The sequence below is a fragment of the Flavobacterium filum DSM 17961 genome, from assembly GCF_000425465.1.
GTDB classification, from domain to species: Bacteria; Bacteroidota; Bacteroidia; order Flavobacteriales; family Flavobacteriaceae; genus Flavobacterium; species Flavobacterium filum.
Map to the genome: position 1 here is coordinate 59,403 of NZ_AUDM01000007.1, position 17,782 is coordinate 77,184.

Genomic DNA, 17,782 nt, shown 5'->3' on the forward strand with positions numbered 1-17,782 from the left:
GTGAATTCGTGGCTTTTAACTTTATTTCCGAATAATCTGAACTTGACTATCCAACGTTAATTTTATAATCGTTGATGGCTTGTCGCAAATTTTTTCGCGGTGCAAATTTACAACATAGTCCACACCTTTAATAATTTCGGGACTGATTTCTTTAAATGATTTTGGAGTGGGTTCACCGGAAATATTTGCAGAAGTAGAAACCAGAGGTCTTTTCATGCGTTCCATCAATTTATAACAAAACGGTTCTTTCACAATTCGAACGGCCAAAGTTTGATCTTCTGCAATGATATTTGGAGCCACATTTTTGGGTTTATCCAAAATTAATGTGGTGGGTTTCTCTGATAAATCAAGAATTTGCCACGCTACTTCAGGAATGTCTTTGAATACATTATACATCATTTTTTCGCCATTCATCAACACAATCATGCTTTTGGATTCGGCTCTTTTTTTGAGTTCGTATATTTTTTTAACGGCTTCCGGATTCGTAGCATCACACCCAATTCCCCAAACAGTATCGGTAGGATAGAGAATGATTCCACCGTTTTGAATAACTTGGAAAGCGTTGTGGATTTCGGTGTTGATGTCCATTATTTTGTTTTATAGAATTTATGTGTTTCTTTCAAAGCTTTTTCAATAATTGAAAAGTTAATTTCTTCATTAAGAATTTTCAAATTTTGATCTGTAACTTCAAAAAAACCAGAAGCATAAATTGTCGTTATTTTATTTTTTTGAATTACAGCATATTTTTGATTATATCCACAAACAAACCAATCTCTGTTTGAATTTTCAAATAATATTTTTCCGGTACTATAGTCATTTAGATCATTTTTAACACCTAAATAGTTTTTCATTATTGTAGGCACTACATCATAATGAAGACTCAAATGAGAGTGTTTTTTTGCCTCTAAGGATGGATCAAATAGTAAAAACGGAACTTTGATTTGATGTTTTGAAAAGTTTCCACCATGTTGCCAATACCCTTTTTTATTATCATTGAATTCTTGACCATGGTCACCTGTAATTACAATTAAAGAGTTTTCTAATTCTCCCTCATCTTTTAGAGCTTCAATTATTTTTTCAATTTCATGGTCAATAAAGTTTAAAGAGTTTTTAAACCTATTTTTGAGTGGCAATGCATTATAATCATCATTTAAATCTAAATAATTTACATTTTTTATACTGGGTTTAAATGGAGTTTCAAAAGAATCCGGATAGTCAAAACCGTGAGCCGCATCATAAAACAAAAAACTAAAAAAAGGTTTTTCTTTGTTTCTATTTTTTAAAAAAGCTAAACAATCGGAGGTTATATCACAATCTCGTTCAGATGGACTATTTCCGTCAGAAAAATTTCTGAGATTTTTGATATGGCAAAAAACATTTTTATTGAAAGTTGGATTTTCAAGAGTAGAACTACTAAAAATCCCCATAGAATAATTTTGTTTAAGTAATTCGTCTATCAGAACAGGAGATTTTTGATAGTTGGTAAACGAATCATAATAAGTTGCGGGTATTCCGTAAAAAAGTGAAAAAATACCACCGGTAGTCATGTTTGAACCACTGTAATGATTTTCAAAAACTTGAGATTGTTGTGCAATTTCAAAAAGCGTTGGTGTTATTTCTGCGGTCAAACAGTCATATCGCCATGAATCTATCACTATCAGAATAATATTTTTTGTTTTTTCTAAAGGAGATGATTCTATTATTGATAATGGATATTGAATGATATTACCGCTATAATTTTGATTTAGTTTGTTGTTTTTTGCAATGAAATCTTTATCAACTAGTCCAACATTTGTCATTAATTTTTCAGCCGTTAATGGATAAAACAAAGGATATACATTTTTAAATTGAACAATCGGTCTATAAAAATTAACATCCGCCCATGCAAACATTAAATGACTTAGAAGAAAACAAATAGAAAAGGCAATTATTTGATATTTGAAATAAAACAATTTAATTTTTGAAATGGCCTTTTTCGAAATGTAATAAAACAAAAATTGTATGGAAATGATAAAAAATATAATTGCTCCAAAATAAAAAATATCACCATATGAAAATTGAAAAATATCATTAGCTCTTTTTCCAAAAAGCAATTCTAGAACAATTGGAGACAAATGGTAGCGAAATTGATCAAATATTTGTGAATCAATTTTTAATATAATCAGGAGTAAAACCGCTAAAATGGAATAAAATACAAAAGTGATTTTTTTTGATTTGGTAAGGAAATAAATGAAAATACTAATAAAAAAAGGTAATAATCCAATTAACACAAAATGACTAAATGTGGTAATTAAAAAATAAAGAATAGCCCCAAAATCATCTAAGCCATCAATGTGTTGAGCGTATGAAATAGCAACAACAAAAACTAATAAGATATTTAAAAGTGAAAAAATATATAATTGTGCAATGCCTTTTTTAAAATCTCTCATTTTTATAAATCTAAATAATCAAATACTTTTTTTGAAAAATCAATATTAATTTCTCTGCATTCTTCCAATAATCCATCAATCACTTGAGAGTTTTTTAATTGGCTTAAAGCTTCATCAAAAGTTGAAATTACAGGTTTGTGTTTAAAATCAAAAAATTTGGATGAATTCGGAATTGCAACTACCTTTTTATTCATCAACATAGCCCAATACATTGTATGATAACTATCGGTTACAATGTGTTCACAACTACCGATAAAAGAAATTAATTCATCTAAGTTTTTAGTGTTGGATGAGGTTGGAAAGTCTTTATATTTAGCTACAATAGTTTCTTTTTTTAGGGTGTCTTTATGAAAAACGATTCCCACTTCATTTGTACTATCATATTTTTTATCAAACAACGGATGAAGACAACTCACACAGGGAACATATTCGCCCGGCATTGAAAAATCTCTTGTTCCAACCAAACCAAATTTATCGGTATTGATGTTATATTTTGATATTTTTCCATAAGAAGAAGGTGATTTTTCATTGTGTCCAACTCCCCAAAGCACAATTTTTTTCCCTTTGGCAGTTAATTTTTCAAATAATTGCATTTGCATTGTAAATCCATCTCTGTTCAAAAGTCCACCGCCACCAACGATAAGTGAATTATTAGTGATTTGATCAATAAAATGTTGTGTTACTTTTTTATCCTCACTTTTATAATCAAAAATATCTAGACTTTTATTTTTTAATACTTCAAAATAATGATGTGGAGCACAAAAATAATCGCCAATATTATTCGGATCAATACGATGAATATTGACAACATCAACATTAAATTGTTCTGTATTCAGAATGGTATTTATCACCCTTCGCTTTGTGATTTTTCGTTGTATTGAACTAAAAATACTCATGTTGATGTATTGAATTATTTTGAAATGTTAAAAAGTAAACAAAAATACTGAATTTAAAAGTATTTTGATGGATTGATTTTTTCTGATTTAAATTAAGGTTTTAAACCATTTTGGAAATTTTAAAATTAAATGTTCTAATTTTGAAAACTAAATTCTAAAAAGACCTCTATGAAAATGATGGTTAGCCAAAATTATAGTGATAAAAAAGAAAAGCTTTTTGAGATTATTCAATCCTATTACAGCATTGGTCAATATATATATGAAGGCAATAGAAATAGTTTAAAAATTGTTGATTTTGAAAATCAAGTCATTTGTATTAAAGCATTTAAAAAACCTCATCTAATCAATAAGTTTTTATATGCTTATGTTAGAAAAAGTAAAGCAAAACGATCTTTTGAATATGCTGAACGCTTATTGTCAAAAGGAATTGGTACACCTGAGCCAATAGCTTATGTAGAAAACACCGATTGGTTAGGCTTAAATGATAGTTATTATATTTGTGAATACATCAAAGCAAATTATACTTTTAGAGATATATTAAAGTTAGAAGATGCTCAGAAGAAAGAAAAAATAATCAGGCAATTTGTAGCATTTACATATAAATTACATTGTGCTCATGTTGAATTTATTGACCATTCCACCGGTAATACACTTATAAAAGAGGAGGGGAATGATATTTTTTCATTCTTTTTAGTTGATTTAAACCGGACTAATTTTGATAAGGAAATGAATTTAGATGAACGAATTAAAAATTTCTCTAAACTAACTTCCAGTCAAGAAATTGTAGCTTTAATGAGTAATGAATATGCTAAATTAACCGGAGAACAAGAAACATATGTTTTTGAAAAAATGTGGAAATTTACGGCTGACTTTCAAAGCCGATTTTACAGAAAAAAAAGATTGAAAAAGAAATTGAAGTTTTGGAAGTAAAATTTCGTAAAAAATAGTACTTTTCGCTTCTTATTAGTTTCAATGAAAGTATCCATAATCATTACAACTTACAATTCCGAAGAATGGTTGCGTAAAGTCTTAATTGGCTATAGCGTTCAAACCGAATCTGAATTTGAAATTGTGATTGCTGATGATGGTTCAACCTCTAAAACTAAAGAATTAATTGATAGCTTTTCATCAAAATTTAAACATCCGATTGTGCATGTTTGGCAAGAGGATGATGGATTTCAAAAGCCAAAAATTCTAAACAAAGCCATTTTAGCATCCAATTCTGATTATTTACTTTTTACCGATGGCGATTGTATCCCAAGAAAAGATTTTGTTTTCACGCATTTATTTTTTAAAGAAGAAGGTTACTTTTTATCGGGAGGCTACTTCAAACTTCCCATGTCAATATCCAATTCCATTTCAGAAAATGACATAATTAATCAGGAATGTTTTGATATTTCATGGTTAAGAAAACAAGGATTATCATTCAATTTTAAACTTACTAAGTTAACGCACAATAAATGGATTGCAGCTTTTATGAATTGGCTTACTCCAACTAAGCGTTCTTGGAATGGACACAATTCGTCCGGTTTTAAAAAAGATATACTAGCGGTAAACGGATTTAATGAAGTGATGAAATATGGTGGTTTAGATCGTGAATTGGGTGAACGTATGTTTAATAACGGAATGCTTTCAAAGCAAATTCGTTACAGTGCGATTTGCTTACATTTAGATCATGCGAGAGGCTATTTTAGTCAAGAAGAATGGGATAAAAATCTCGCCATTCGAGCTTTTAATCGAAAGCATAACATCACTAAAACGCCAAATGGAATTAACAAAAATGTGTAGTCGAAAACTCTATTAATTGAGGAAGAATTAATTTTGGATTAAAACTTTGGTATAAACTTTCGGATTCTTTTTTTAGTATTTTTTCTGTTTTATGTATAAAAAGTTGCGGTTCAAAATCGTTTAAATGTACTGAGCAATGATTAATTCCATCTTCAAATGTGGCCCACATTTTTTTCTCAATCCAAGGTGAAAAAACAATAAATGATGGTTTATTCAATGCTTTTGCCATGTTAATTGCTCCACCATCGTTACCGATTATGGCGTCACATTGATGCATAATACCTATAAATGAACGCAAATCTTGTCCTAATAAGTCAAAGAATATTTTACTTTTGGTTTTTTCTGAACATAAATTGTAGATTTTTTTTGCTTGTTCAATTTGCTTTGGAAAATAGTTGAAGAGAATATTAACATTGTAATTTTCACCAATAAAATTAACCAATTCAGCCATATAAGAAAGCGGATATGTTTTCTTTTCTTCGCTCCCAATAATGCTCATCATGACTGTTTTTTTTGAAGAATCAACACCAAAGTCAGAAAACGTATTTTGAGCCGTTTGAATTTCTTCTTCGGTTAAAAACAGTTTCGGAATAGGCTCATAAAATGATTCTATTTTTAAAGGCTCTAACAACGATAATCGTCTTTCTATGGCTAGACCCAAATTTGTTTTAGGAGAATTAGCGTAGGGTACATTAATATCATAAATAAAATTACGACCTATTTTTTTGTATGATATTTTCTTTTTTGCTCCGCTCATTGAAGAAAGTAACCAACTTTCAAGCTTTGAATAGGCATCAATCAACAAGTCGTATTTTTCAGCCCTAAGTTTTTTGCCTAATTTAAAAAATGCCTTTTTACTGTTTTTATGCTCTTCAGTAAAACGAATAATTTGATCAATATTTGGATTATTTTCTAAAACCGGAATTGTATTTTCATGAACCAAATAATCAATTCGAGCCTCTGGATATGCTTTTTTTAACGTATTACACAAAATTGAACTCAGCAAAACATCACCTATCATTTTTTGTTGAATGACCAATATTTTTTTCATATTCAATTCTAATTTTATTGATTCAAGACTAATTTATTTTCAATCATTCGTTCGTTAAATGATTGAATATAGGCTTTAATAAACCTCTCCATTTCGGCTGCTTTTTCATTTTCGGATTTGATTAAATTGGTGGAAAGTAATTCATCTTTTTTAATATTATATAAACCTATTGCTTTTTTTCCGTCAAAAGCCAAATAATAATCACCTGAAATATAATGGTAAATGTTGTCTAAATAATACACAACAAAATCTTTTTCAGATTGATACGATTTACCATAGGTTATCATTTTACTTTCTATATTTAAATAGTCAATAATAGAAGGCATAATGTCAATTTGTTGCAAATTCTTATCGTTTTTTCCATTAATTGAAGGGTTAGATGGATCAAAAAACAAAATGGGAACTCGAAATTTCCCAACATTTGTCTTGAATTTTGGCTCTGTTGGTTCAGAGGAAGTGTGATCTGCGGTAATGACAAACAAAGTGTTTTTAAACCATTCCTGTTTTGAAGCTGTTTCAAAAAAACGTTTCAAGGCAAAATCAGTATAAGCAATACTTTCTTGAATTTTAGTTGTTCCTTTTGGAAATTTGCCGTTGTATTTTTCCGGAATAATATATGGATTGTGTGATGAAATCGTGAAAAGTGTCGCAAAGAAAGGTGCTTTGAATGAAGTTAATTTTTCTGAAAAAAACTGCATAAATTCTTCATCAAAAATGCCCCATCTTCCATCAAAAGCATCGGAACCGTCATATTCATTTTTACCAAAATAATTGTCAAAACCTGCTACTTTACAATATTGATCAAAATTTTGACTTCCGTTAAAAGCTCCATGAAAAAAGGAGGTTGAGTAGCCGTTGGCTTTCATAATTTTAGGCAAACCATAAACATCGTTTATAGCATAACTAGAGGTAATTAAGGAATGATTCATCAAACTCGGAATACTTGAAAGGGTAGAAGGTACGGCGTCAATAGAAAGTTTTCCGTTAGCAAAACCATTTTCAAAAAACAATGATTTTTCTATCAACTCATCTAAAAAAGGAGTTTGGCCACGTTGAATATTTTCTCTACCAAAACTTTCTAAAATTAAAATAACTACATTTTTACGGTTGTTATCTCCATCCTTTTTAAATTCTGTAATAGGATTGAAAATTTCAACTAATTCCTTTTCATCAAAATACTTAGGAGATTCTAACGTTTCCTTTTTTCCAATAGTCATCAAAATACAAAAAGGAGTATTGAGCACCAAAGCTGATTGATTTATGGAACCATAATTTACCGCATCTACAATTTTTATTGGTTTTTTCTGAATGCCGCCTCTCCCCAAAACAATAAAAAAACCAATGCAAATCAAAAATAGTAATGCTTGTTTTCCTTTTTGCGACCAACTTGAACTGAGTTCACTACTTTTTTCCCCGTTTGGCAACAATTTCCAAAAAGAGAAACCGATTAGAATAGCTAAAATGGGTAAGTACCAAAATTCAATCAGAAAGGAAAAAATTAAACCACCAATTTCATTTTCCATTCCGCTAGCTGTTATCATCCCAAAAGTACTTCTTCTGCCCGTAAATTTGTAATATTCAAAATCAACAAAATTGGTTAACATAAAGATGAAATTCACACTAAAAAAACCAATTTTCAAGAATTTTTGATAACGATCAGAATAGTTGATCTTACCGGGTAGTAGGTGAAAAAATGCATAAATTAAATTGATATAGGCAATAGCCGAAACATCAAAATGAATACCGCCCAAAAAACTTTTTGCAGTTACATTTTCAAACGCATTTCTATTGAATAGAAAAAAAAGAAATCGACAAATTTGATAAAAGAAAAGAACGATTAATAATCGTTTGAAATACAATTTGATACTTTCTAAATAATTTGCCATTTGAAATGAAAATTACGGTAAATGCAAGAATTCAATAAATGATAGTTGGGTGAAAAATAAAAAGTTCCTTCATTCAATTCTGAAAACAGATAGAAGGAACTGAATTGTTTATAGCTTTTTTAAACTGCCACATTATATTCTCTCAACGCATCGTTGAGCGAAGTTTTCAAATCGGTTGAAGGTTTACGCTGACCAATAATCAGTGCACAAGGAACTTGAAATTCGCCAGCTGGAAATTTTTTGGTATAGCTTCCCGGAATCACCACCGATCGAGCAGGAACAAATCCTTTATATTCCACCGGACTTTCGCCTGTTACGTCAATAATTTTGGTTGAACCGGTCAAAACCACATTGGCACCTAAAACAGCCTCTTTTTCCACACGAACACCTTCTACTACAATACATCTCGAGCCAATAAATGCTCCGTCTTCAATGATAACCGGTGCTGCTTGTAGCGGTTCTAAAACCCCACCAATACCAACACCTCCACTCAAGTGAACGTCTTTTCCAATTTGAGCACAGCTTCCAACTGTTGCCCAAGTATCTACCATTGTGCCTTCATCCACATACGCTCCGATGTTTACATAACTTGGCATCATGATTACACCTTTGGATACATACGCACCGTAACGTGCTACGGCAGGAGGAACCACGCGAACCCCTTTTTCGGCATAGTTGCGTTTCAATTCCATTTTGTCGTGGTATTCAAAAATACCGGCTTCCCAGGTTTCCATTTTTTGAATAGGAAAATACATTACTACAGCTTTTTTAACCCATTCATTCACTTGCCAACCATCAGTTGTGGGTTCGGCTACGCGAAGTTTTCCGTTATCTAATAATTCAATAACTTCTCTGATGACAGCAGTAGTAGTTTCTTCTTGCAATAAAGCTCTGTTTTCCCAAGCTTTTTCTATGATAGGTTGTAAATTGTTCATTTTATAAAATTTTGACAAAGATAAAATCTTTTCGCAATACATTTTGGTTTGATTTTTGTAAACTTACTTCAGAAAAATAACAAAATGAACTAAATTTGTATTGAACCTAATGATATTTAATATGAAAACGAAAAACACATCTCTATTCTTATTCGCTCTTTTGATATTGAGTTGTAATCAAAAAATAAAAGAAGAAGGAAACGAGGAAATCGTTGCAGATTCTACTGAGGTTGTTGTAAATAATGAGCACAACGCCAAGAACTCTTTAGATTATATTGGGATGTATCAAGGTGTTGTTCCCTGTGCTGATTGCGAAGGAATTGAAACTTTACTGACATTGGAAGATGAAACCAACTACGTTTTAAAAACCAATTATTTAGGGAAAAAGAAAAATTCAACTAATGAAGTTCGGGGTGTTTATTCGTGGAATGAAGCCGGAAACACAATTATTTTATCCGGAATTGAAAATGCACCCAATCGTTATTTTGTTGGAGAAAATTATCTAACGCAATTAGATTTGGAAGGAAATAAAATTAGTGGTGATTTGACTGAGAAATACGTTTTGCAAAAGAAAACTGTAGTTGATGAATTACCTCCTCCGCCAACTCCATCAGCTTCAAATTTTAATGATGTTAAAAAGCAAATTACATCAGTGGAAAATAAATCACTCATCTCAACCAAATGGCGTTTGGTTGAAATAAACGGAAAAAAAATTGACGCATCCGATAAATCTAAAAAAGAGATGTTTATTCAATTAAATAAGGAAAATAGTTATGCTGCTTTTGCTGGTTGCAATAACATGATGGGAAGTTTTGAAATTAAAGAAGAAGCAATGAGAATCAAATTCTTTAAAGGAGCTTCCACCCTGATGGCGTGCCCGGACATGACAACCGAACAAGAATTTGCAGAAATGCTTGAAAAAGTGGATAATTACAGTATTAACGGAAATAATTTGTCATTCAATAGAGCAAGAATGGCACCGTTGGCGAAGTTTGAAGCAATTAAATAATGATGTATATTTGTAAAAAGTATTTGTTATGGAAACTATTAGAATCGATTGTGAACCAAACATCAAGTCAAAAATTGTAGAGTTTTTGAATAATTTTTCTTCTCATGAATACAAAATAATAAATGAGGACTCTTCTTATCTGGATGAAAAAAGAAAATTGGAAGCTTCATTTGAAAAATTAAAAAATGGTACAGCAACATGCTATTCATTAGATGAATTAGATAAGTTTCTTGACGAAACTATTTCAGAATATGAAGATTGAAGTTACCAATGATTTTAAATATAACCTTGAAAAACAGGTCAGATTTATATCAAAAGATAAGCCAAAAGCAGCAAAAAAGTTTAAATCTGATTTGATCAAGAGTTTACGTAAAGATTTAAAAAGACCATTCCATTTTAAAAAATCCATCCATTTTGATAATGAGAATATCAGGGATTATGTTTTCAAAGGCTATGTTTGTGTTTATTTCATTGACACAGAAAATAAAATAGTGACCATTTTTGGTTTTATTAATTACAAAGAATCTTTATAAAATGCCACGAATCCTCGCCATAGATTACGGAATCAAACGCACCGGAATTGCAGTTACCGATGAATTGCAAATCATTGCTTCAGGGTTAACAACTATTCCTTCTGATACAATTATTCCTTTTTTGAAAGATTATTTTTCAAAGGAAAATGTTTCTACAGTTTTAATTGGCGAACCCAAACAAATGAACGGATTACCATCAGAAAGTGCTCCCATTATTGAAAAATTTGTAGAAACATTTTCGGTTGAATTTCCACAAATGAAAGTTATCCGTGTCGATGAACGTTTTACTTCCAAAATGGCTTTTCAAACGATGATTGATAGTGGTTTACGCAAGAAACAACGTCAAAATAAAGGTTTAGTCGATGAAATTGCCGCTACTATTTTACTACAGGATTTCTTAACCCGTAAAATGATTTAAACCAAAATAGGCAAAAAGATTAACGAATTTTCAGAATTCTTTTTATTACTTTTGCCACCTTAAAAGAGCAAATGTAGCTCACAAATAATACGCATTATAAAATGATTTTACCAATAGTAGGTTACGGAGATCCGGTTTTACGCAAAGTAGGTCAAGATATTGCTGCAGATTATCCAAATCTTTCGGATTTGATTGCCAATATGTATGAAACCATGTACAATGCCTATGGCGTTGGTTTAGCTGCCCCTCAAATTGGTTTGGCCATTCGTTTGTTCATTGTAGATACAGAGCCTTTTAGCGAAAGCGACGATTTGAAACCTGAAGAAAAAGAACAATTGAAGGGTTTTAAAAAGACGTTTATAAATGCTAAAATTCTAAAAGAAGAAGGAAACGAATGGGGTTTTAATGAAGGTTGTTTGAGCATTCCGGATGTTCGCGAAGATGTGTATCGAAAAGAGCGAATTTCGATTGACTATTTTGATGAAAACTTCACCAAACACACTGAAGTATACGATGGATTAATTGCCAGAGTAATTCAGCACGAATACGATCATATTGAAGGCATTTTATTTACCGATAAAATTTCTACATTAAAAAAGACATTAATTAAAAAAAGACTTCAAAACATAATGGATGGCAAAATCAGAGCTGATTATAAGATGAAGTTTTTCAACAAAAAAGGAAGATAATAAAGTTTAATTATAGTTTAAAATGAGTTTACAGAAAATATTAGCCATTTCGGGAAAACCGGGATTATTTGAATTAAAATTACAAACCAGAACCGGTTTTGTAGCAGAAAGTTTATTAGACGGAAAAAAAATTACGGTAGGTATGCGAAGCAATGTGAGTTTGCTTTCTGAAATTGCGGTCTATACCTATAATGAAGAAGTGAAATTAGCTGAGGTATTCAAAGCCATTGCTACAAAAGAAAACGAAGGTGCGTCTATTTCTCACAAAGAAGATAACACTGTCTTGTTGTCTTATTTCAGAGAAGTAATGCCTGAATTTGATGAAGACAGAGTTTACCCTTCCGATATTAAAAAAATAATCAATTGGTACAATATGTTACAACCAAAAGGATTTGTAACACTTGAAGCGTTATCTAAAGAAGGAAAAGAAGAAACAGCCGAATAAATTTTGATAATTAAATCCTGCGATGAGCAGGATTTTTTATTTTTACATAAATCATATACAATGCATACAAGAGAACAACAATTAGCTGCTTTTGGTCGCCTACTCGATATCATGGACGATTTACGAGAAAAATGTCCTTGGGATAAAAAGCAAACCTTGGAAAGTTTGCGTCATTTGACCATTGAAGAAACGTATGAATTAGGTGACGCCATTTTGGATAATGATTTACAAGAAATCAAAAAGGAATTAGGTGATTTATTATTACATATTGTTTTTTATGCCAAAATTGGCAGCGAAACAAATGCTTTTGATATTGCCGATGTAGCCAATAGTATTTGCGATAAATTAATCGACCGTCATCCACATATTTATGGCGATGTAGTGGTTGCCAATGAAGAAGAAGTGAAACAAAATTGGGAGAAATTAAAACTGAAAGAAGGAAAAAAATCGGTTTTAGAAGGAGTTCCAAAAAGTTTACCGGCACTCGTTAAAGCTAGCCGAATTCAAGACAAAGTAAAAGGAGTTGGTTTTGATTGGGAAGAACCACATCAAGTTTGGGATAAAGTTCAGGAAGAAATTTCAGAATTTCAAGAGGAAGTAAAATCAGGAAATTTTGAAAAAATGGAAGCCGAATTTGGAGATGTTTTGTTTTCGATGATTAATTATGCACGGTTTTTAAAAATCAATCCAGAGGATGCTTTGGAGCGAACAAACAAAAAATTTATGAAACGATTTATGTACCTCGAAAGTAAAGCTGTAGAATTAGGAAAACCCCTTTCAGATATGACTTTAGCTGAGATGGATGTCTTTTGGGAAGAAGCAAAAAAGCTATAAAACCATAAGCGAAAACGTTTTCGTATTTCTTTGAATTTTATACGACGAAAACAATTTATCATTGCATTTTCATTCATTACAAGTGTTCAAGAATACTTAATTTTAAATAATTCGTAAATCATATTTCTTTTTTTGTGTATTGATTTTTAGTAACTTAATTTTGTTTAATAACTTAAAAATCAATCATTATGATAAAAAAACTACTTTTAACTTTTTTGTTATGCTTTAATGTGTCAATTGTATTGGCTCAATTTGATAACATTTCTATTATCGGACAATTTACAAATTGGAATGCAGATATTCCAATGAATACAACCGATGGTATAACCTATACCTTGACTTCACAAAATTTTGCTGTAAGTGGTGGAGCTAAATTCAGAAAAGATAACAATTGGGATACCAATTGGGGTTCAACTACTTTTCCTTCAGGAACTGCTACACAAGGAGGTCAAGATATTCCGGTTCCAATGGGTACTTATGATATCGTTTTTAATAAAGATACTGGTGCTTATACCTTTACTACAGTAGCATCTCAATTTGATAATATTGGAATAATTGGAGCTTTTAATGAATGGTCAGAAAGTGTTCCAATGGTTACTTTTAATGGTTCTCTTTATACTTTAGATGATTTTCATTTTACAGCAAATGATGTTAAATTCAGAAAAGACAATTCTTGGGATGTAAACTGGGGTGGAAGCACATTTCCCTCCGGTGAGGCGATACCAAATGGAAATGATATTCAATTAACAGCTGGTTTTTATAATGTAACTTTTAACTATTCTGGATTAAATTATTCTTTTATTCAGGTTCCGGTTTCTATTTTAGGTACCGGTGCACAAGGTTGGGAAACAGATATTGCAATGCCTTCTACTGATGGTGGAGTTACTTTTTTATTAGAAAACTTCACCTTATCAAACGGATTTGTAAAGTTTAGAGCAAATTCTTCTTGGGCTAAAAACTGGGGAAGTGCTGATTTTCCAGCTGGAGTGGGTTCTCAAAACGGTGTTGATATTCCAACCACAGCAGGATTATATAATATTTCTTTTAATCGATTAACGGGTGCATATAACTTTGAAGAAGTTTTAAGTGTAAACGATTCTAATTTGGTGAAATTAACTGTTCACCCAAATCCATCTTCTTCAAGTTGGAATTTGAGTGTTGCTGATAATCAAATTAATAGCGTTCAACTTTTTGATATTACCGGAAAATTGATGATTTCTCTTCAACCAAAATCAAATGAAGTTTCTATTGATGGAAACGGATTAACAAGTGGTATTTATTTTGCAAAAGTGACTGCAAATAATGCTACTCAAACCATTAAGTTAGTTAGAAATTAATCAGTTAGGATTAATTTTATTTTTTAACCACGAGTAGTAAAATACTCGTGGTTTTTTATTCCGCCATTCTTTTCAACTTATTCTTTTCAATTATACTTATTCTTTTCCCATTAATGTCAATTAAACCGTTTTTATTGAATTCAGACAATAATCGAATACAACTTTCTGTTGCCGTACCAATCATCCCAGCCAATTCTTCTCTGGAAAGTTGAATATGAAGTGAGCCATCTTCATTCTTGCCAAACGTATCTTCTAAGTATAATAATGTTTCTGCCAAACGTTCTTTTACAGTTTTTTGAGCCATGGAAACCATGTGATCGTCTGATTCTTTCAAATCACCACAAATGGTTTTCATCACATTCATTGAGAATTGATTGTTGTTATTAAAAAAGCCCAATACTTCCGATTTTGGAATAAAACAAACTTCCATGTCTTCTAATGCTACTGCACTTAAATTAGTGGGTTCGTCACTAATCATGGATCGTTGTCCTAACAATTCTCCGGGTTTAACCAATTTTACGATTTGATCTTTACCATTAGCACTTAGTTTAGAAAGTTTGCAAACTCCGTCTTTTATGCAGTAAATTCCGTTTACCGATTCACCTTCTTCAAAAATAGATTCACCTTTTTTTATGGTGTAGGAAGTTTTACAGTTGGCCATTTTAAGTAATTCTTCTTTGTTAAGGGCTTTTAACGAACTAAATTCCCTTACAATACATTGCTCACACTTGCTCATGGTGTATTTATTTATTGTTGGTATTTACAAAGATAATTAAAGTATGACAAATATCATATTTTAATTTTCATCCTTTTGCAACCTTTGTTGCAGGTAAAATGAGCAAAAGATGGACACAGAAAATTGTTTCCATTGTGGTAATGAAATTAGTAAAAAAGACGAAATATTTTTTGACGAAAAAAGTTTTTGTTGCAATGGTTGCAAAACCGTTTATGAAATTTTTAGTCAAAATGACTTAACGTGTTATTATGATTTTCAAGCAGCCCCGGGTGCGACTCCACAAGATATACAAGGTAAATATGATTTTTTAGACAATGAAGACATTGTTACTAAACTTCTCGAATTCCAAGAGGATACAACACATATTGTTTCACTCTACATTCCGCATATACACTGTAGCTCGTGTATTTGGATTTTGGAAAATCTACAAAAACTTCAATCAGGAATAGTTACTTCGCAAGTTAATTTTCCTGAGAAAAAGGTTCGTGTCACTTTTCAACCTGAGCAAACTTCCTTAAAGAAAATTGTCGAATTACTCAGTTCAATCGGTTATGAACCGTATATAAGTCTAGAAAATTTTGATAATGGAAAAAAAGACATCGATCGAAGTTTGATTTATAAAATAGGTGTTGCCTTTTTTTGTTTTGGAAATATCATGTTACTTTCCTTTCCGGAATATTTTGAAGTTGAAGAATATTGGATAAATGAATACCGTGGATTTTTCCGGTGGTTGATTTTCGGAATTTCGTTGCCTTCTTTCTTTTATTCCGCCAGTGGCTATTATGTTTCGGCTTATAAAAGTGTAAAATCTGGTTTGTTGAATATTGATATTCCGATTGCTTTAGGAATTGTAGTGATGTTTGTCAGAAGTACAGTTGATATTGTCTTCGATTACGGTCAAGGTTTTTTTGATAGCATGACCGGGCTCATCTTTTTTATGTTGTTGGGAAAATTATTTCAACAAAAAACCTACGCGTTTCTTTCTTTTGAACGAGATTATAAATCCTATTTTCCTATTGCGATAACTAAAGTTTTAGCCGATGGTTCTGAAACTTCTGTGCAAGTATATGACATTCAAAAAGGAGATCGACTTTTAATCCGAAACCAAGAATTAATTCCGGTTGATGGTATTTTAATTTCCGAAAATGCATACATTGATTACAGTTTTGTGACAGGAGAAGCCGTTGCCATCGAAAAAAAATCAGGCGATAAAATCTTCGCTGGCGGTAAACAAATGGGTAAAATTATTGAAATGGAAGTGCTTTTCTCCGTTTCTCAAAGTTATCTCACACAATTGTGGAGCAACGATGTATTTCAGAAAAAAGTTGAGGTCAAACACAAAACCGTAACCGATAAAATCAGTCGCTATTTCACTCCTGCATTATTAGGATTGGCATTTTTTTCTTTTTTGTATTGGATTTTTATCGATACCAATACGGCTTTCAATGTCTTTACTGCGATATTAATTGTGGCTTGTCCGTGTGCTTTGGCATTAACCGCTCCTTTTACGTTGGGAAATGTGCTTCGAATATTAGGCAAACGAAAATTCTATCTCAAAAACGCTACCGTAATTGAACAATTAGCTCAAGTAGATACATTGGTTTTTGATAAAACAGGAACGATTACTACGAATAAAAAAACTGCAATTACGTATGAAGGAATTCCTTTGAATGAACATGAACTGAAGTTGTTGAACAACGCACTTAGAGGTTCTAATCATCCGTTAAGCAGAAGGTTGTATGATTTTATTCCTGCACAAAAAAAGATAAATCCCACTCATTTTGAAGAAATTATTGGCAAAGGAATTTTTGCTGAAATAGAAGGAAATACCATCAAATTAGGTTCTTCGCAGTTTTTAAAAACCATGACCGAGAATACGCATAAAAAAACCAAAGTTCATGTGGAAATAAATGGTGTTTACAAAGGTAGTTATGTGTTTAATAATCAGTACCGAGAAGGGTTAGAGCAATTGTTTTTTCAATTAGCAAAAAAATATGATTTAGTCATCTTATCAGGTGATAATGACGGTGAACGAAAAATTCTGGAAAAAATGTTGCCTGAATCAACCATTTTGGTATTCAATCAAAGGCCGGAAGAAAAATTGCACTACATTGAAAAACTTCAAAATCAAGGAAAAAATGTAATGATGATTGGAGATGGATTAAACGATTCCGGTGCATTAGCACAAAGTAACATTGGCATTTCTATTTCAGAAAATGTGAATGTTTTTTCGCCTGCGTGCGATGGAATTTTAGATGCTTCTCAATTTTCTAAAATTGGCTTTTTTATGCGTTATTCTAAAAATGCCATGAAGACAATTTACATGAGTTTTGCACTTTCTTTAGCCTATAACGTGGTAGGTTTAAGTTTTGCTGTAACCGGAAATTTATCACCACTTGTGGCTGCGATTATTATGCCGTTGAGTACCATCACTATTGTAAGTTTCGTAACGATAATGACCAATATTTACGCACGTACGGATAGGTCGCGACCTGTCCCATAAAAAATCGATAAATGCTTTCCAACAAAAAAATAATAGCATGACAAATATCATGTTTTATAAAAACCAGTCAAACTAACTTTGTTAACATAAATTTAAGGTATGAGCGTCATTTACATTTTAATCACTATCAGCATTATTGTGGCCGTTTTTTTTCTGTATGCATTTATAAAAGCAGTTAGAAGTGGTCAATATGATGATGATTATACTCCTTCCGTCAGAATACTTTTTGACGATGAAATCAAGAAACCAAACAAAAATCAAATAAAAACAATCGAAGAAAAACAAGTATAATT

At 31.5% G+C, this 17,782-nt stretch carries 19 protein-coding genes; 12 read left to right on the forward strand and 7 right to left on the reverse strand.

Annotated features, from left to right (window positions below; translation table 11 throughout):
- Positions 1-21 precede the first annotated feature (21 nt).
- Genes H601_RS0104705 through H601_RS0104715 form a run of 3 tightly spaced genes read right to left on the reverse strand, consistent with a single transcriptional unit; the run spans position 22 to position 3,325 of the window.
- Positions 22-588, reverse strand: a complete 567-nt coding sequence (locus tag H601_RS0104705; protein ID WP_026710428.1) for an L-threonylcarbamoyladenylate synthase — start codon at positions 586-588, stop codon at positions 22-24.
- Entirely contained in the window at positions 588-2,429 is a 1,842-nt protein-coding gene (locus tag H601_RS0104710) for a DUF3413 domain-containing protein (protein WP_026710429.1), read from the reverse strand. Before H601_RS0104710 ends, H601_RS0104705 begins: the two co-directional genes overlap by 1 nt.
- A gap of 2 nt (positions 2,430-2,431) precedes the next feature.
- Positions 2,432-3,325 (reverse strand): polysaccharide pyruvyl transferase family protein, encoded by an 894-nt coding sequence (locus tag H601_RS0104715; protein WP_026710430.1) that lies wholly within the window; start codon positions 3,323-3,325, stop codon positions 2,432-2,434.
- Positions 3,326-3,493: 168 nt separating this feature from the next.
- Here H601_RS0104715 and H601_RS0104720 point away from each other — a divergent pair, with 168 nt between their 5' ends.
- Complete coding sequence (locus tag H601_RS0104720) at positions 3,494-4,255, forward strand: lipopolysaccharide kinase InaA family protein (protein WP_026710431.1); 762 nt, start codon at positions 3,494-3,496, stop codon at positions 4,253-4,255.
- Positions 4,256-4,297: 42 nt separating this feature from the next.
- Positions 4,298-5,113, forward strand: a complete 816-nt coding sequence (locus tag H601_RS0104725; RefSeq protein WP_026710432.1) for a glycosyltransferase family 2 protein — start codon at positions 4,298-4,300, stop codon at positions 5,111-5,113.
- Here H601_RS0104725 and H601_RS0104730 read toward each other — a convergent pair.
- The 3 genes from H601_RS0104730 to H601_RS0104740 form a co-directional block, all read right to left on the reverse strand.
- Positions 5,097-6,164: a glycosyltransferase family 9 protein gene (locus H601_RS0104730; RefSeq protein WP_035655552.1), complete on the reverse strand. Its 1,068-nt coding sequence runs from the start codon at positions 6,162-6,164 to the stop codon at positions 5,097-5,099. The two genes, H601_RS0104725 and H601_RS0104730, sit on opposite strands and share 17 nt — an antisense overlap.
- A gap of 14 nt (positions 6,165-6,178) precedes the next feature.
- Complete coding sequence (locus H601_RS0104735) at positions 6,179-8,050, reverse strand: LTA synthase family protein (protein WP_026710434.1); 1,872 nt, start codon at positions 8,048-8,050, stop codon at positions 6,179-6,181.
- 119 nt (positions 8,051-8,169) lie between these two features.
- Complete coding sequence (locus H601_RS0104740; RefSeq protein WP_026710435.1) at positions 8,170-8,985, reverse strand: 2,3,4,5-tetrahydropyridine-2,6-dicarboxylate N-succinyltransferase; 816 nt, start codon at positions 8,983-8,985, stop codon at positions 8,170-8,172.
- Between the two features lie 121 nt (positions 8,986-9,106).
- On the opposite strand from H601_RS0104740, the gene H601_RS16590 reads away from it, so the two are divergent.
- From H601_RS16590 to H601_RS0104780, 8 genes are all read left to right on the forward strand, one after another.
- Positions 9,107-9,994, forward strand: a complete 888-nt coding sequence (locus tag H601_RS16590; RefSeq protein WP_026710436.1) for a copper resistance protein NlpE N-terminal domain-containing protein — start codon at positions 9,107-9,109, stop codon at positions 9,992-9,994.
- Between the two features lie 28 nt (positions 9,995-10,022).
- Positions 10,023-10,256, forward strand: a complete 234-nt coding sequence (locus tag H601_RS0104750; RefSeq protein WP_026710437.1) for a hypothetical protein — start codon at positions 10,023-10,025, stop codon at positions 10,254-10,256.
- Positions 10,246-10,527, forward strand: a complete 282-nt coding sequence (locus tag H601_RS0104755) for a type II toxin-antitoxin system RelE/ParE family toxin (protein ID WP_026710438.1) — start codon at positions 10,246-10,248, stop codon at positions 10,525-10,527. Before H601_RS0104750 ends, H601_RS0104755 begins: the two co-directional genes overlap by 11 nt.
- A gap of 1 nt (position 10,528) precedes the next feature.
- Positions 10,529-10,945 carry a Holliday junction resolvase RuvX gene (gene ruvX, locus H601_RS0104760; protein ID WP_026710439.1) on the forward strand — a complete coding sequence of 139 codons (417 nt, stop codon included), beginning with the start codon at positions 10,529-10,531 and terminating at the stop codon, positions 10,943-10,945.
- 101 nt (positions 10,946-11,046) lie between these two features.
- Positions 11,047-11,634 (forward strand): peptide deformylase, encoded by a 588-nt coding sequence (gene def / locus H601_RS0104765; RefSeq protein ID WP_026710440.1) that lies wholly within the window; start codon positions 11,047-11,049, stop codon positions 11,632-11,634.
- A gap of 22 nt (positions 11,635-11,656) precedes the next feature.
- The gene (locus H601_RS0104770) at positions 11,657-12,079 is read left to right on the forward strand and encodes a DUF5606 family protein (RefSeq protein ID WP_026710441.1); all 423 of its coding nucleotides are present in this window, start codon (positions 11,657-11,659) and stop codon (positions 12,077-12,079) included.
- A 60-nt stretch (positions 12,080-12,139) separates the two neighbouring features.
- Complete coding sequence (gene mazG / locus H601_RS0104775; protein ID WP_026710442.1) at positions 12,140-12,913, forward strand: nucleoside triphosphate pyrophosphohydrolase; 774 nt, start codon at positions 12,140-12,142, stop codon at positions 12,911-12,913.
- Positions 12,914-13,101: 188 nt separating this feature from the next.
- Positions 13,102-14,250, forward strand: coding sequence for a T9SS type A sorting domain-containing protein (locus H601_RS0104780; protein ID WP_026710443.1), 1,149 nt, complete (start codon positions 13,102-13,104; stop codon positions 14,248-14,250).
- 55 nt (positions 14,251-14,305) lie between these two features.
- Here the strand turns inward: H601_RS0104780 and H601_RS0104785 are convergent, their stop codons facing one another.
- A complete protein-coding gene (locus H601_RS0104785) occupies positions 14,306-14,986 on the reverse strand; it encodes a Crp/Fnr family transcriptional regulator (protein ID WP_026710444.1) in 681 nt (226 codons plus the stop codon).
- A 109-nt stretch (positions 14,987-15,095) separates the two neighbouring features.
- Between H601_RS0104785 and H601_RS0104790 the strand changes: the two genes are divergently transcribed.
- Positions 15,096-17,489 (forward strand): heavy metal translocating P-type ATPase, encoded by a 2,394-nt coding sequence (locus H601_RS0104790; RefSeq protein ID WP_026710445.1) that lies wholly within the window; start codon positions 15,096-15,098, stop codon positions 17,487-17,489.
- Positions 17,490-17,588: 99 nt separating this feature from the next.
- Positions 17,589-17,780: a cbb3-type cytochrome oxidase assembly protein CcoS gene (gene ccoS / locus H601_RS0104795; RefSeq protein WP_026710446.1), complete on the forward strand. Its 192-nt coding sequence runs from the start codon at positions 17,589-17,591 to the stop codon at positions 17,778-17,780.
- Positions 17,781-17,782: the final 2 nt, after the last annotated feature.